The sequence below is a fragment of the Micromonospora sp. II genome (assembly GCF_001709195.1).
Lineage (GTDB): Bacteria > Actinomycetota > Actinomycetes > Mycobacteriales > Micromonosporaceae > Micromonospora > Micromonospora chalcea.
In genome coordinates, this window is record NZ_LYXF01000035.1 from 481,690 (window position 1) to 497,011 (window position 15,322).

15 protein-coding genes and 1 pseudogene are annotated in these 15,322 nt (G+C 70.6%); 9 read left to right on the forward strand and 7 right to left on the reverse strand.

Annotation, left to right across the window (positions count from 1 at the left end):
* Positions 1-47 precede the first annotated feature (47 nt).
* The 8 genes from A8711_RS20160 to polA all read left to right on the forward strand — a co-directional run bounded on the left by A8711_RS20160 (position 48) and on the right by polA (position 9,156).
* On the forward strand, positions 48-998 hold the full coding sequence (locus tag A8711_RS20160) for a branched-chain amino acid ABC transporter permease (protein ID WP_043329571.1): 951 nt from the start codon (positions 48-50) through the stop codon (positions 996-998).
* Positions 995-2,134, forward strand: a complete 1,140-nt coding sequence (locus tag A8711_RS20165; protein WP_030503807.1) for a branched-chain amino acid ABC transporter permease — start codon at positions 995-997, stop codon at positions 2,132-2,134. The genes A8711_RS20160 and A8711_RS20165 overlap by 4 nt, the downstream gene beginning before the upstream one ends.
* Positions 2,127-2,972, forward strand: coding sequence for an ABC transporter ATP-binding protein (locus A8711_RS20170; protein WP_047893879.1), 846 nt, complete (start codon positions 2,127-2,129; stop codon positions 2,970-2,972). Before A8711_RS20165 ends, A8711_RS20170 begins: the two co-directional genes overlap by 8 nt.
* Complete coding sequence (locus tag A8711_RS20175; protein ID WP_043329572.1) at positions 2,962-3,672, forward strand: ABC transporter ATP-binding protein; 711 nt, start codon at positions 2,962-2,964, stop codon at positions 3,670-3,672. Before A8711_RS20170 ends, A8711_RS20175 begins: the two co-directional genes overlap by 11 nt.
* Positions 3,673-3,704: 32 nt before the next feature.
* Positions 3,705-4,616, forward strand: a complete 912-nt coding sequence (locus tag A8711_RS20180) for an ABC transporter substrate-binding protein (protein WP_069089065.1) — start codon at positions 3,705-3,707, stop codon at positions 4,614-4,616.
* Between the two features lie 2 nt (positions 4,617-4,618).
* Positions 4,619-5,590 carry an amino acid ABC transporter permease gene (locus A8711_RS20185; protein ID WP_043329574.1) on the forward strand — a complete coding sequence of 324 codons (972 nt, stop codon included), beginning with the start codon at positions 4,619-4,621 and terminating at the stop codon, positions 5,588-5,590.
* A gap of 5 nt (positions 5,591-5,595) precedes the next feature.
* Entirely contained in the window at positions 5,596-6,384 is a 789-nt protein-coding gene (locus A8711_RS20190; RefSeq protein ID WP_369830118.1) for an amino acid ABC transporter ATP-binding protein, read from the forward strand.
* A gap of 72 nt (positions 6,385-6,456) precedes the next feature.
* Positions 6,457-9,156, forward strand: coding sequence for a DNA polymerase I (gene polA / locus A8711_RS20195; RefSeq protein WP_069089067.1), 2,700 nt, complete (start codon positions 6,457-6,459; stop codon positions 9,154-9,156).
* A 101-nt stretch (positions 9,157-9,257) separates the two neighbouring features.
* Here the strand turns inward: polA and A8711_RS20200 are convergent, their stop codons facing one another.
* The 7 genes and pseudogenes from A8711_RS20200 to A8711_RS20230 all read right to left on the reverse strand — a co-directional run bounded on the left by A8711_RS20200 (position 9,258) and on the right by A8711_RS20230 (position 13,422).
* A complete protein-coding gene (locus A8711_RS20200) occupies positions 9,258-9,659 on the reverse strand; it encodes a MerR family transcriptional regulator (protein WP_083297058.1) in 402 nt (133 codons plus the stop codon).
* A 7-nt stretch (positions 9,660-9,666) separates the two neighbouring features.
* Positions 9,667-10,416 carry an SDR family NAD(P)-dependent oxidoreductase gene (locus A8711_RS20205; protein WP_069089068.1) on the reverse strand — a complete coding sequence of 250 codons (750 nt, stop codon included), beginning with the start codon at positions 10,414-10,416 and terminating at the stop codon, positions 9,667-9,669.
* A gap of 40 nt (positions 10,417-10,456) precedes the next feature.
* Positions 10,457-11,323, reverse strand: coding sequence for a CPBP family intramembrane glutamic endopeptidase (locus A8711_RS20210; RefSeq protein WP_069089069.1), 867 nt, complete (start codon positions 11,321-11,323; stop codon positions 10,457-10,459).
* 45 nt (positions 11,324-11,368) lie between these two features.
* Positions 11,369-11,713: pseudogene (locus A8711_RS20215) on the reverse strand (DUF3140 domain-containing protein); the annotation flags it as partial.
* A complete protein-coding gene (locus A8711_RS20220; protein ID WP_043329581.1) occupies positions 11,700-11,918 on the reverse strand; it encodes a DUF2945 domain-containing protein in 219 nt (72 codons plus the stop codon). The pseudogene A8711_RS20215 and the gene A8711_RS20220, both read right to left, overlap by 14 nt.
* Before the next feature lie 41 nt (positions 11,919-11,959).
* Complete coding sequence (locus tag A8711_RS20225; RefSeq protein ID WP_069089070.1) at positions 11,960-12,511, reverse strand: Uma2 family endonuclease; 552 nt, start codon at positions 12,509-12,511, stop codon at positions 11,960-11,962.
* A gap of 107 nt (positions 12,512-12,618) precedes the next feature.
* Entirely contained in the window at positions 12,619-13,422 is an 804-nt protein-coding gene (locus tag A8711_RS20230) for a class I SAM-dependent methyltransferase (RefSeq protein WP_069089071.1), read from the reverse strand.
* A 312-nt stretch (positions 13,423-13,734) separates the two neighbouring features.
* Here A8711_RS20230 and rpsA point away from each other — a divergent pair, with 312 nt between their 5' ends.
* Positions 13,735-15,264 carry a 30S ribosomal protein S1 gene (gene rpsA, locus A8711_RS20235; RefSeq protein ID WP_051611429.1) on the forward strand — a complete coding sequence of 510 codons (1,530 nt, stop codon included), beginning with the start codon at positions 13,735-13,737 and terminating at the stop codon, positions 15,262-15,264.
* Positions 15,265-15,322 lie beyond the last annotated feature (58 nt).

The following is a 15,322-nucleotide window of genomic DNA, read 5'->3' on the forward strand; positions in this document are numbered from 1 at the left end:
TCCCGGCCGCACCCTCTTTTTCTCTTGAGCGACGGAGCGTCCCTCCCTTGGACTTCGACGGATTGTTCTCCAACTTCGGGGAACTCACCACGACCGGCTTGACGCAGGGCGCCATCTACGCCCTGGTCGCGCTCGGCTACACGCTTGTGTACGGCGTGCTCAGGCTCATCAACTTCGCCCACTCCGAGGTCTTCATCGCCGGCGCGTTCGCCGCGATCTGGACCTGGAACGGATTCGGACTCGACCAGAACTCGCAGGTCAGCGGCCTCGGCTCGATCCTGTTCTACCTGCTGGTGGCGATGATCGTGGCGGCCATCGCCTCGGCGGGCACCGCGACGGTGATCGAACGGGTGGCGTACCGGCCGCTGCGCAAGCGCAACGCGCCGCCGCTGGCGTTCCTCATCACCGCCATCGGCGCCTCGATCGCCATCTCCGAGGCGTTCGGCGTCTACACCCGGCGTCGGCCGGAGGGCGCGCCGATCCTGGTCAGCTCGGAGCCGCTGTTCCACATCGCCGGGGTGCCGATCGACGCGGTGCAGTTGCTCACGATCGGTTCCGCGCTGGTGATGATGTTCGCGCTGGACCAGTTCATCAACCGCAGCCGTACCGGCCGCGGCATCCGGGCGGTGGCCCAGGACGCCAACACGGCGGCGCTGATGGGCGTCAACAAGGACCGCATCATCCTGATGGTCTTCATCGCCGGTGGCACCATGGCCGGCGTCGCGGGCCTGCTCTACGACGTGCGGATCCAGACGCTCACCTACAGCGTCGGCTTCCTGCTGGGCCTCAAGGCGTTCACCGCCGCGGTGCTCGGCGGTATCGGCAACCTGCGCGGCGCGCTCGTCGGCGGGTTGCTGCTCGGCGTCGTGGAGAACTACGCCGCGGGCCTGTTCGGCAGTCAGTGGAAGGACTTCGCCGCGTTCGCGGTGCTGGTCGTGCTGCTGATGTTCCGGCCGACCGGTCTGCTCGGCGAATCACTGGGGAGGGCACGCGCATGACGACCACCATCGACCCGCCGGAGCGGCGGGAGACGGCGGCGGACAAGCTGCGGCAGGGCCGGCACGCGATCTCGGAGCGCTGGCACCACGCGCCGCGCTGGGTGCGCTGGGTGCTGCTGGTCGCGGTCATCGCGTTCTTCTACGCGCTGCCGAACAAGGAGTTCTACCAGTACCTCGGGCCGATCCCGACGCCCGGCGCGAACTTCACCCAGGTGATGTTCACGGTCTCGATCTACGTGCTGCTGGCGGTCGGCCTCAACATCGTGGTCGGCTTCGCCGGTCTGCTCGACCTCGGCTACTTCGGCTTCTTCGCCGTCGGCGCGTACACGGTGGCGGTGCTGACCTCGCCGAGCAGTGACCTCAAGACGCTGTGGCCGTGGCTGGCGGTGGTGCCGATCGCGATCGGCCTGACCATGGTCTCCGGCGTCATGCTCGGTACGCCGACGCTGCGTCTGCGCGGCGACTACCTGGCGCTGGTGACGCTCGGCTTCGCCGAGATGATCCGGATCGCTGCGGTCAGCTCCGAGTTCCTCAAGGGACAGCGCGGCTTCAACCAGATTCCGCACCCGCCCGGCCAGTACGCCGACGGCCGGCCGTGGTTCGGCGTGCTCGACGCCCGCCCGTACTACTGGCTGGTGCTCACGCTGATCATCCTGGTGGTGATCGGGGTGCGGAACCTGACCCACAGCCGGGTCGGCCGGGCCTGGATCTCGATCCGTGAGGACGAGGACGCCGCCCAGCTCATGGGTGTGCCGACGTTCAAGTTCAAGCTGTGGGCGTTCGCCTCCGGCGCGGCCATCGCCGGCCTGGCCGGCGCGTTGTTCGCCGGTAAGCAGAACTTCGTCAACTCGCAGAACTTCGAGCTGCTCAACTCGATCATCATCCTGGCCGCCGTCATCTTCGGCGGCTCGGGCAACATCGTCGGCGCGATCGTCGGCGGCGGCCTGGTCGCGTACATGATCGAGCGGTTCCGCGGCATCGAGCTGTTCGGCATCGAGCTGTACGAGTACCGGTTCCTCTTCTTCGGTCTGGTGCTCGTGGTGATGATGATCTTCCGGCCGCAGGGCCTGATCCCGAACCGGCGACGAGCGGCGGAGTTCAAGGACCGCCGCAAGGAGGTGATCGTCGGTGAGTGACACCGAGCAGACCCCGGCAGTTCCGGCCCAGGCGGCGGCCCCCGCCGTCGAGACGGTCGACAAGCGGGAGCCGTTGCTGGAGGTCGACCACGTCACGCTGCGCTTCGGCGGCGTGGTGGCCCTCAACGACGTGGACTTCACCCTCTACAAGGGGGAGATCCTCGGTCTGATCGGCCCGAACGGCGCCGGCAAGACCACCTGCTTCAACGCGATGACCGGTATCTACCAGCCCACCGAGGGGCAGATCCGGTTCCTGGGCCAGAAGATCAGTGGCAAGAAGCGCCACCAGATCACCCGGATGGGCATGGCCCGTACGTTCCAGAACATCCGTCTCTTCCCGGAGATGACCGCGCTGGAGAACGTCCAGGTCGGCGCGGACGCGCACCACAAGACAAGCGTGATCTCCGCCCTGCTGCGCCTGCCGCGGCACTGGAAGGAGGAGCGCGAGGGCCGGGAAAAGGCCGAGCGCCTGCTGGAGTTCGTCGGCATCAGCAACCGGATGCACGAGTTCGCCCGCAACCTGTCCTACGGCGAGCAGCGCCGGCTGGAGATCGCCCGCGCGCTGGCCACCGACCCGAAGCTGCTCTGCCTGGACGAGCCGGCCGCCGGCTTCAACCCGGCGGAGAAGGAGGAGCTGCTCCAGCTCATCCGGCAGATCCGGGACCAGGGCGTGACGGTGCTGCTGATCGAGCACGACATGCGCCTGGTGATGGGCGTGACCGACCGGATCGTGGTCCTGGAGTTCGGAAAGAAGATCGCCGAAGGGCTGCCCGCCGAGGTGCGGGACAACCCGAAGGTGGTCGCGGCGTACCTGGGGGTGCCGGACGATGCTGCTTGAGATCGAGGACGTGAGCCTGCTCTACGGGCGGATCCAGGCGCTGCACGGCATCAGCCTGACCGTGGACGAGGGGGAGATCGTCGCGCTGATCGGCGCGAACGGCGCCGGCAAGTCCACCACCATGCGGGCGATCTCCGGCATCCGGCCGGTCGCCTCCGGCACGATCAAGTTCGCCGGTGAGGACATCACCAAGCTCCGCGCCGACCTGCGGGTCCGCCGCGGGCTGTGCCAGGCGCCCGAGGGCCGGGGCATCTTCCCCGGCATGACGGTGCTGGAGAACCTCGACATGGGCGCGTACACCCGGCGCGACAAGGCCGGCATCGCGCAGGACCTGGCCCGGGTGCTGGACCTGTTCCCGCGGCTGGCCGAGCGGCGCAAGCAGGCCGGCGGCACGCTCTCCGGCGGCGAGCAGCAGATGCTCGCGGTCGGCCGGGCGCTGATGAGCCGGCCGAAGCTGCTGCTGCTCGACGAGCCGTCGATGGGTCTCGCGCCGATGCTGATCCAGCAGATCTTCACGATCATCACGGAGATCAACCAGCAGGGCACCACGATCCTGCTGGTGGAGCAGAACGCCCAGCAGGCGCTGGCGCGCGCCCACCGGGCGTACGTGCTGGAGACCGGCCGGATCGTCAAGAGCGGCACCGGCGCGGACCTGCTGCACGACCCCTCGGTCAAAGAGGCCTACCTCGGCGTGGCCTGACCGACCGACCCCTCGCAATAAGGAGTACAGCYATGTTCCACCCCAACCCCGGACGGCGGGCGGCGCTCGGCGTCGCCGGTGCGGCCGTCCTGCTGCTCTCCCTCGCCGCGTGCGGCGAGAAGGAGAACTCGGCCGAGCCGGGCGACGGCCCGTCGGTGTCCGCCACGGCCGACTCCAACCTGGCCGCGAAGGTGCCGGACGCCATCAAGGCCGACGGCGTGATCAAGGTCGGCACCGACTCGACGTACGCCCCGGCCGAGTTCCTGGACCAGGACGGCAAGACCGTGGTCGGCTTCGACGTCGAGCTGTTCAACGCGGTGGCGCAGAAGCTCGGTCTCAAGGCCGAGTACGAGTCGGCGCCGTTCGACGCGATCCTGCCCGGTGTGGGTTCGGGCAAGTACGAGGTCGGCGTCTCGTCGTTCACCATCAACGCCGACCGTCTGAAGACGGTCAACATGGTGAGCTACTACTCGGCGGGCACCCAGTGGGCGACCAAGAAGGGCAACCCGGCCGGGGTGGACCCGGAGAACGCCTGCGGCAAGAAGATCGCCGTGCAGGTCGGTACGGTCCAGCTCGACGACATCACCGCCCGGTCGAAGAAGTGCACCGACGCCGGCAAGCCGGCCATCAAGATCGACCAGTACCAGGCGCAGAGCGACGCCACCGCCGCCGTGGGCAGTGRCAAGAACGACGCCATGCTGGCCGACTCCCCGGTCGGCGCGTACGCGGTGAAGCAGAGCAACGGCCAGCTGGAGGTGCTCGGCGACATCTACGAGTCGGCGCCCTACGGCTACGCGGTGAACAAGGAGCAGCAGGCGTTCGCCGAGGTGCTCAAGGAGGCCGTGCAGGCGGTCATCGCCGACGGCAGCTACAAGGCGGCGCTCAGCAAGTGGGGTGTCGAGGGCGGCGCCATCACCAACGCTGAACTGAACCCGTCGGTCTGACCATGTCGGCCGACACATCCGGACGGGCACGGCCAGAACCGATCAAGGCCGTGCCCGTGCGGCACCCCGGGCGCTGGGTCGGCGTGGCGGTCATCGCCGTGCTGGTCGCGATGTTCGTGCACATGCTGGTCACGAACTCCGCGTTCCAGTGGTCGTTCATGGTGGACGAGATGTTCCGCCCGCCGATCATCGAAGGGCTGCGCGGCACCATCCTGCTGCTGATCACGTCGATGGTGATCGGCATCGGCCTGGGCATCGTCATCGCGATCATGCGGCTGTCGCCCAACCCGGTGCTGCGCGGCGTGGCCTGGGTGTACACCTGGTTCTTCCGGGCGGTGCCCCGGCTGGTGCTGGCGATCCTCTTCGGCAACCTCGGCATCCTCTGGTCGCGGCTGGAGTTCGGTCTGCCGTTCGACAGGCAGATCGGCGCCCTGTTCGGGTTGCACGACTTCGAGGCCCGGCTGTTCGGGTTCAGCGCGGTGGACATCCTGACCGGCTTCGTCGCCGGCATGCTGGCGCTGGGCCTTTCCGAGGCCGCGTACATGGCCGAGATCGTCCGGGCCGGCATCCAGTCGGTGGACGAGGGGCAGACCGAGGCGGCTCAGGCGCTGGGCATGAGCCGGGCGCAGATCCTGCGGCGGATCGTGCTGCCGCAGGCGATGCGGGTGATCATTCCGCCGACCGGCAACGAGACCATCGCGATGCTCAAGGACACCTCGCTGGTGGCCTTCGTGCCGGTGTCGATGGAGCTGTTCTTCCAGCTCAAGGCCGTCGGTTCCCGGACCTTCCAGCCCTTCCCGATGTACGTCGCGGCGACGTTGTGGTACCTGCTGCTGACCAGCGTCCTGCTGGTGGGGCAGTACTACCTGGAGCGGCACTACTCCAAGGGGTTCGGACGCAGCGGGCGGGCCCGGCAGCGGCTGCGGAATCTGACCGCCGAGAGCGGCAGTACCACGAGTGGGACGGCGCAATGACGGACATGACCGCTTCCCCGCAGACGCCGGCCGCCGAGTTGATGGTCCGGGCCGAGCAGGTGCACAAGTCGTTCGGGCCGCTGGAGGTGCTCAAGGGCATCGACCTGGAGGTCCGCTCCGGCGAGGTGTGCTGCCTGCTCGGGCCCTCCGGCTCCGGCAAGTCGACGTTCCTGCGCTGCATCAACCACCTGGAGAAGATCGACGCCGGCCGCATCTGGGTCGACGGCGACCTGATCGGCTACCGGGAGCGCGGCGGCAAGCTGTACGAGATGCGCGACCGGGACGTGGCCGCGCAGCGCCGTGCCATCGGCATGGTGTTCCAGCGGTTCAACCTGTTCCCGCACATGACGGTGCTGCAGAACGTCATGGAGGCCCCGGTGCTGCTGCGCCAGGCCAAGAAGACGGAGGCCCGGGAGCACGCCGCGCAGCTGCTGGACCGGGTGGGGCTGGGCGACAAGCTCGGCGCGTACCCCGGTCAGCTCTCCGGCGGCCAGCAGCAGCGGGTGGCGATCGCCCGGGCGCTGGCCATGCGGCCGAAGCTGATGCTGTTCGACGAGCCGACCAGCGCGCTCGACCCGGAGCTGGTGGGCGAGGTGCTGGACACGATGAAGGACCTGGCCCGCGACGGCATGACGATGATCGTGGTGACCCACGAGATCGGCTTCGCCCGCGAGGTGGGCGACCACCTCGTGTTCATGGACGGCGGCGTGGTGGTCGAGCAGGGGGACCCGCGCGAGGTGATCTCGGCGCCGAAGCACGAGCGGACCAAGGCGTTCCTGGCCAAGGTTCTCTGACCTCGGCCTCCGGTGCGGCGCGCGCCGCACCGGAGGCCGGAGTTGTCGGGCGTACGGACTAGAGTCGCAGCCGTGACAGCTACGACGCCGCGCCTGCTCCTCGTCGACGGACATTCCCTGGCATACCGGGCGTTCTTCGCCCTGCCTGTGGAGAACTTCTCCACCACCACGGGGCAGCCGACGAACGCCGTCTACGGCTTCACCTCGATGCTGATCAACGTGCTGCGCGACGAGCAGCCGACCCACATCGTGGTCGCGTTCGACGTGTCCCGCCGCTCCTTCCGCACCGAGAAGTACTCCGAGTACAAGGCCGGCCGCAGCGAGACGCCCACCGACTTCAAGGGCCAGGTCAGCCTGGTCAAGGAGGTCCTCGCCGCGCTGCGCGTGCCGGTGGTCGAGAAGGAGGGCTACGAGGCCGACGACGTCATCGCCACGCTCGCCTGCCAGGCTCGCGACCAGGGCATGGACGTGCTGATCACCACCGGCGACCGGGACGCGTTCCAGCTCGTCGGCGAGCGGGTCACGGTGCTCTACCCGCGCAAGGGCGTCTCCGACCTGGCCCGGATGGACCCGGCCGCGGTCGAGGCGAAGTACGGCGTCACCCCTGATCGCTACCGCGACCTGGCCGCGCTGGTCGGCGAGACCAGCGACAACCTGCCCGGCGTGCCCGGCGTCGGCCCGAAGACCGCGGCCAAGTGGATCAACCTGTACGGCGGCGTCGAGGGCGTGGTGGCCCGCGCCGACGAGATCAAGGGCAAGGCCGGCGACAGCCTGCGCGAGCGGCTCGCCGACGTGATCCGCAACTACGAGATCAACTGCCTGGTCTCCGACCTGGAGCTGCCGGTACGCCCCGAGGACGCCCGCTGGCAGGGCTGGGACCGCGAAGCGGTGCACCAGGTCTTCGACACGCTCCAGTTCCGCATCCTGCGCGACCGGCTCTACCAATACCTGGAAGCGGTCGAGCCGGAGGCCGAGGCGGGCTTCGACCTGGACGGCGCGGTGCTCACCGAGCCGGGCGCGCTCGCGGGCTGGCTCGACACGCACGCCCCGGCGGGCACGCCGGTCGGCCTGGCGGTCACGCTCGACACCGGCCCGAACCGCCGCCACACCGCCACCGTGACCGGGATGGCGCTGGCCACCGCCGCCGGCGCGGGCGCCTGGTTCGACCCGAGCCGGCTGGACGCCGGCGACGAGGCCGCGCTGGCCGGCTGGCTGGCCGACGCCGAGCGCCCGAAGGTGCTGCACGACAGCAAGCCGGCCGTGCTGGCGTTCGCCGCGCACGGCTGGGAGCTGCACGGCATCGCCCGCGACACCCAAATCGCCGCCTACCTGGCCCGCCCCGACCAGCGTTCGTACGACCTGACCGACCTGGCGCTGCGCTACCTGCACCGGGAGCTGCGCGTCGACGCGCCGGAGACCGGTCAGCTCACGCTCGACGGGTTCGGCGACGAGGGCGCGGCCGAGCAGAACCTCATGCTCCAGGCCCGCGCCACGCTCGACCTGGCCGACGCGATCGACGCCGAGCTGTCCCGCGACGGCGAGCAGTCGGCCCGGCTGATGGCCGGCGTGGAGCTGCCGCTGATGCGGGTGCTCGCCGCGATGGAGCGCACCGGCATCGCCGCCGACACCGACTACCTCTCCGAGCTGGAGGCGCACTTCGCCGCCGAGGTGAAGGCCGCCGCCCAGAGCGCGTACGAGGTGGTCGGCCGCGAGTTCAACCTCGGGTCGCCGAAGCAGTTGCAGGAGATCCTCTTCACCGAGCTGGGCCTGCCCAAGACCAAGCGGATCAAGACCGGCTACACCACCGACGCGGACGCGCTCCAGTGGCTCTACGCCCAGACCGAGCACCCGCTGCTGCACCACCTACTGCGCCACCGCGACGTGGCGAAGCTCAAGTCGACTGTCGACGGCTTGCTCAAGTCCGTCTCCGACGACGGCCGGATCCACACCACGTTCAACCAGACGGTGGCGGCGACCGGGCGGCTGTCGTCCACCGAGCCGAACCTGCAGAACATCCCGATCCGCACCGAGGAGGGGCGGCGGATCCGCCGCGCGTTCGTCGTCGGCGAGGGCTACGAGTGCCTGCTCACCGCCGACTACAGCCAGATCGAGATGCGGATCATGGCGCATCTGTCCTCCGACGACGCGCTGATCGAGGCGTTCAACTCCGGGCACGACTTCCACGCAGCCACCGCGTCCTCGGTCTTCACCGTCGAGGTCGCGGACGTCACCGCCGACCAGCGCCGCAAGATCAAGGCGATGAACTACGGCCTGGCGTACGGGCTCAGCGCGTTCGGCCTGTCCCAGCAGCTCGGCATCAGCGCCGAGGAGGCGCGCGGGCTGATGGAGAACTACTTCGCCGGGTTCGGCGGGGTGCGTGACTACCTCCAGGAGGTGGTGGCCCGCGCCCGCCAGGACGGCTACACCTCCACCATCCTGGGCCGCCGCCGCTACCTGCCCGACCTGGTCAGCGACAACCGGCAGCGTCGGGAGATGGCCGAGCGGATGGCGCTCAACGCCCCGATCCAGGGTTCGGCGGCCGACATCATCAAGGTCGCGATGCTGCACGTCGACAGCGCGCTGCGCGAGGCCGGGCTGCGGTCCCGGATGCTGCTGCAGGTGCACGACGAGCTGGTCTTCGAGGTCGCGCCGGGCGAGCGGGAGGCGTTGGAGGCGCTGGTGCGTAAGCAGATGGGCGAGGCGTACCCGCTGTCGGTGCCGCTGGAGGTGTCGGTGGGCGAGGGCCGCGACTGGAACAGCGCCGACCACTGACACCCCGCCGCCGTCCCACCCGCGCCACCACCCGCCCGCCCCGGCGGTGATCAAGGAGTTTGTGTCCCCGAACGGGCTCTGGCGTGACACAAACTCCTTGGTCACCTCACAGGAGGCGACGGCGGCGAGAGGAGGGGCGAGTGCGCAGGGGCGGCGGCCTGGAGGGCGGCGGCCAGGCGGTCGCGGACGGCCACCTGGGCCGCGATCCGGGCGTCCAGCACGGCCAGCCGCTCCCGGCCGACCCGCAGCCCGGCCACTGACGGCGGCGCGGACGCCACGTCCCCGTCCAGGCAGGGCAGGAAGATCCGCACGTCGTCGAGCGTCAGCCCGGCGTCGAGCAGGTGACGGATGTTGCGGACCCGGGTGACCACCGCGTCGTCGTACTCGCGGTAGCCGTTCGCGGCCCGGGCCGAGGCGATGAGCCCGTGTTCCTCGTAGTGCCGCAGGGCACGCGGCGTGCAGCCCGTCGCCTTCGCCACCGCGCCGATCCGCACCGCTGTCACCGTCCTCTCACGCGACCACCGCGCCCCCGTCCACCGGCAGCACCACGCCGGTGACGAAGCCCGCCTCCGGCCCGCACAGCCGCCGGATCGCCCAGGCTACGTCCTCCGGGCGGCCGATCCGGCCCGCCGGGGTGTGCGCGAGCTGCCAGTCCCGCACCGCCGCGCGGCGCTCGGGGGACAGGCCACTGTGCACCCCGATGGGGGTGTCGATCGCGCCGGGCGCCACCGCCACCACCCGGATGCCGCGCGGTGCGAGTTCCACCGCCCAGCTGCGGGTCAGCGAGTCCAGCGCGGCCTTGCCGGCCGCGTACACCGAACTGCCCGGCCAGGCGCGCAGGCCGACCGACGTGGTGACGTTGACCAGCACACCGCGTGTCGCGGCGAGCGCCTCGACGGCGGCGTGCGCCAGCCGGACGGGCGCGAGGAGGTTCGTCTCCAGTTGCCGCCGGGCGGCGTCCTCGTCCAGATCCGCCAGCGGCCCGCCGCCGGCCACGCCCGCGTTGTTGACCAGGACGTCCAGGCGGCCGTACCGGTCGAGCGCGGCGCTGACGATCCGGCCGGGCCCGTCGGGCGCGGTGACGTCGGCGGTCAGTGGCGTGATGTCCGGCCGGCCGGCGGCGGTCTCCGACAGCGGCGCGGCGCGCCGGCCGACGGCGACGACGGCGTACCCGGCGGTGGCGAGGGCGTGTGCGGTGGCCCGGCCGATGCCGGTGCCCGCACCGGTGACCACGGCGACGCGTGGTGTGCGGCGTTCCATGCCGGCATCGTCCGACCCTGCCGCCTGCGGCAGGGTCAAGTCAGAGGCCGAGCAGGACGGGCATCGCGTTTACCGCGCCGTGCACCACGAGCAGCGGCCACATGCGGCGGTACCGCGACCACAGGTAGCCGAGGAACAGCCCGGCGACCCCCTGGTTCACGATCACCGACGCCAGGTCGACGGCGGGACGGCCGCTGCCCTGGATGGCCACGTGCCAGACCGCCCACACCAGCGACGCGAGCACGATCGCCGGCCAGCGTCCCAGCAGCGACTCCCACCGGGTCTGCAGCCACCGCCGGTAGAAGACCTCCTCCAGCAGCGCGTTCACCGCGAAGGCCACCAGCAGCGTCACGGCCAGCTCGACCGGCGTGACGGTCCGCCCCCAGTCGCTCGCCGGCACGGCCAGCGGCGTCGCGTAGCTGAGCGCCAGCCACACCGCCACCGGCAGCGCCGGACCCCACCCGTGGGCGGCGTCCGCCGGGGCCGGGCCGGGCCGCCACCCTGGCGGCCGGCGGCGCGCGGCCAGGAACACCACGAGGGGTACGCCGAGCAGCAGCGCGAGCTTCAACACCGTGTACGCGGGTTCGCCGCCCAGCAGCGGCATGACGGCGGCGAACGCGATCCCGGCCAGCAGCAGCGGCACCGCCTCGCGGTACGGCGCGACCGGGTCCGGCCACCTCGGGTCGGGCGCGGGCGGGATCAGCCGGATCAGCGCGATCCCGGCCAGTGCCGGGATCCAGCGGCTCCACATCGGCACGGTGCCGTCGTGGTCGGCGCTGTAGCGGATGCCGGTGTTCCCGGTGGTCACCAGGAGGAGCGCCGCGACGGCGATCAGGCCGAGGCCCGCCAGGAGGACCACCCGTCCGGCGCGGGGATGACGGCCGGCGGTCGGGACGTCTGTCGTCATCGCCGGCACGGTACCAACGCGCGGCGAACGGACCGGGCGGGCTCAGCCCTTGAGCGGGTCGTGCCCCCAGTTCATCAGCGACCAGCGCCACCTGGTGTCCCGCACGTCCCCGGACGGCCGCTGGGCGAGGTGGCGGTGGACGTACCCGATCACCTTGCGCATGTGCTTGTAGTCGGCGGCGGTCAGGTCGGCGCGCTTGCGGCGCAGCAGGTCGACGATGCGCCGGCCGGAGTCGTGCCCGACCGACTCGCCGCCGGCGGTGCCCTTCTTGTGCCAGCCGACGTGCTTGGACTCCTCGGTCTCCAGCCAGCGGGACAGCTCACCGGGCTTCATGTTCACCGCGTCGGTGAACTCCCGGTACGTCTGCTGCGGGTCCTCAGCGCGACTCATGGCGCAGCACCTCCGGGCGGTGGGCGACGTCGCGGCCCGAGTCGTCGTTGGTGATCCGGTACTGCGGCTGCTCCGGCGAGGCGTTCACGGTGTGCCCGCGGACGTGGGTGCGCTCGGTCAGCTTCTCCTTGACGACGCCGTACGCCCGGCCGCTGTGGCTGGCCCAGGAGACGTGGTCCCCGGCGTGGAACTCCTTCTCGGCCATGCCGCCCGGTTACCCGGAGTGGATACCGAGTAACGGCGTCGTCAGGGCCGGATCTCCGCGATCGGCAGCTTGATCGCGAAGGGCTCGGGCAGCTCGATCACCTCGCTGCTGTCGTCCACCAGCTCGTACTGCCGCTCGCCGCCCGGGCCGATCCGGTCACCGAGGCGGTACGCGTAGAGGTGCACCGGATCCTGCTCGATCCGCCAGTAGAAGGGGATCCCCGCGGCGGCGTACTCGCCCGGCTTGGCGAACCGGTCGACGCGCCGGGTGCCGGGGGAGACGATCTCGACGGCCAGGACGACGTCCGCCGGTCGCAGGAGGGACCTGTCGCTCGGCAGCCCGGCGTGGTGGAGCAGGACGTCCGGTTGCCGGCTGGTGTTGGGGCTGAGCCCGACTCCGACGGCTTGGGACGCCCGCAGGTGAGCCGGTGCGTGCGATCGAAGCCAGAGCCACAGCAGGCTGGAGATTGTCTGGTGGCCCAGGGTGGGGGAGGGTGTCACCTGGAAGACTCCGTCGACGAGTTCGACGCGGGGGGCGTCGTCCGGCAGGGTGAGCAGATCCTCCAGCGTGTAGTCCGCACGCTGCTGCCGCATCGGGTCCGGACACCAGGGGCCAGGTGATGTCGGGATGGGCTCGGCGCTCATGCGGCGAGCGTACCGCCGGGTGCCGGAGCTCGTGTCGCACCGGACGTGCGACGCGCTCAGCCCGTGGGCTTCTCGGTGACGAAGATCGCGGTGCCGGGGAACAGCCGGCCGCGCAACGGGCTCCACTGCCCCCAGATGCCCTCGTGCCCGGCCGGCCACTCCGGCTCCACCAGGTCCAGCAGCCGGAACCCGGCGCCGACCAGCTCCCGGATCCGGTCGCCCAGGGTGCGGTGCTGCTCGACGTACGTGGCCACGCCGTGCTCGTCCTGCTCGACGTAGGGGGAGCGGTCGAAGTACGAGTGCACGGCGGTCAGCCCGCCCTCGCCCGGGTCGTCCAGGAAGATCCAGCGCATCGGGTGGGTGACCGAGAAGACCCACCGGCCGCCGGGGCGCAGCACCCGGGCCACCTCGCGCATCGCCGCCGCCGAGTCGTCCACGAACGGGATCGCGCCGAACGCGGTGCAGACCGTGTCGAACGCGGCGTCGGCGAACGGCAGGGCGAGCGCGTCGGCCTGCACCAGCGGCACGCGTACCCCGGTGCGTTCGGCGGCCTCGGCGGCGTGCCGCAACATGCCGGCGGACAGGTCCAGCGCGACCGGCCGGGCGCCCTGGGCGGCGAGCCAGCGGGCGGCGGCGGCCGCCCCGGCGCCGAGTTCGAGGATCCGCCGGCCGGCCACGTCGCCGAGCAGCCGCGCGTCGGCCTCGCGCAGGCCCTCCGGGCACCAGACGAAGTCGGCGTCACCGAGGAACGCGCCGTGCTCTGCCTGGTACGCGTCGGCGTCGGTGTCCCACCACCCGCGGTTGGCCCGGCGGATCTCACCGGCGTCGACCCGTCGGCGGGTCACCCTGTCGTCGTCCACCCGTCCACGCTAGGTCCGGCGGCGTCCGGCCGGTCGGGTGGGGTGGCGGTTGGGACGGGTGTGACGGACGAGACAGCTGTGGCCCCTTACCGCGCAAAATCTCCGCTTTCGCAGCGGATGAGTTCGCGCGGACCCGGGAGGGCTTGCACGCTGTGGTAATGCAGCGGGTAGGCTAGACGATGCGCTCGCGGATCGTGTGCCTCGGCAGGGAGCAGGTGCGCGGTCACCGGAGCCACTAATGATCTTCTCGCGTCGATCGTTCGGTGTGCCCGGCGACGGATCCGTTGGCGCGGCAGAGTCACCGCGACACCCATGCCCGCTGTGACAACCCATCCGACCGGAGCAACCGCCCACATGACGAGCAGCATCGAGGCCACCTCGAGCGCCAACAAGGTCACCCACGACGACCTCGGCTCTGAGGAAGCTTTCCTCGCCGCGATCGACGAGACCATCAAGTACTTCAACGACGGCGACATTGTCGAAGGCACCGTCGTCAAGGTCGATCGGGACGAGGTCCTGCTCGACATCGGCTACAAGACCGAGGGTGTCATCCCCTCTCGGGAGTTGTCGATCAAGCACGACGTGGACCCGGCCGAGGTCGTTTCGGTGGGCGACCACATCGAGGCCCTCGTCCTCCAGAAGGAGGACAAGGAGGGTCGGCTGATCCTCTCCAAGAAGCGGGCGCAGTACGAGCGGGCCTGGGGCACGATCGAGAAGATCAAGGACGAGGACGGCGTCGTCCGCGGTTCGGTCATCGAGGTCGTCAAGGGTGGTCTCATCCTCGACATCGGCCTGCGCGGCTTCCTGCCCGCGTCGCTCGTCGAGATGCGGCGTGTGCGTGACCTGCAGCCGTACGTCGGCCGCGAGCTCGAAGCCAAGATCATCGAGCTGGACAAGAACCGCAACAACGTGGTCCTGTCCCGCCGTGCCTGGCTGGAGCAGACGCAGTCCGAGGTGCGCACCGAGTTCCTCAACAAGCTGCAGAAGGGGCAGGTCCGCAAGGGCGTCGTCTCCTCGATCGTCAACTTCGGCGCGTTCGTCGACCTGGGCGGCGTGGACGGCCTCGTGCACGTCTCCGAGCTGTCCTGGAAGCACATCGACCACCCGTCCGAGGTCGTCGAGGTGGGCCAGGAGGTCGAGGTCGAGGTCCTGGACGTCGACCTGGACCGCGAGCGGGTCTCGCTGTCGCTGAAGGCGACGCAGGAGGACCCGTGGCGTCAGTTCGCCCGCACCCACGCGATCCAGCAGATCGTGCCGGGTAAGGTCACCAAGCTGGTGCCGTTCGGCGCGTTCGTCCGGGTGGACGACGGCATCGAGGGCCTGGTCCACATCTCCGAGCTGGCCGAGCGCCACGTGGAGATCCCGGAGCAGGTCGTGCAGGTCGGCTCCGAGGTCATGGTCAAGGTCATCGACATCGACCTGGAGCGCCGCCGGATCTCGCTGTCGCTCAAGCAGGCCAACGAGGGCTTCGTCGAGGGCGAGGAGCACTTCGACCCGACCCTCTACGGCATGGCCGCGACCTACGACGAGCAGGGCAACTACATCTACCCGGAGGGCTTCGACCCGGAGACGGGCGAGTGGCTCGAGGGCTACGACAAGCAGCGCGAGACCTGGGAGCAGCAGTACGCCGAGGCACGTCAGCGCTGGGAGGCCCACACCAAGCAGGTGCAGACCTCCCGCGCCGCCGACGCCGAGGCCGCTGCCAACCCGGCTCCGCCCGCCACCAGCGGCACCACCACCTCGACCTCGGCCCCGAGCCGTCAGGCCGAGGAGCCGGCCGGCACGCTCGCGACCGACGAGGCGCTCGCCGCGCTGCGGGAGAAGCTCGCCGGCGGCAAGTGACCGGACGCTGACGCCGGCTCGTCCCACCGGACGAGCCGGCGACCGCCTCTGACGACGG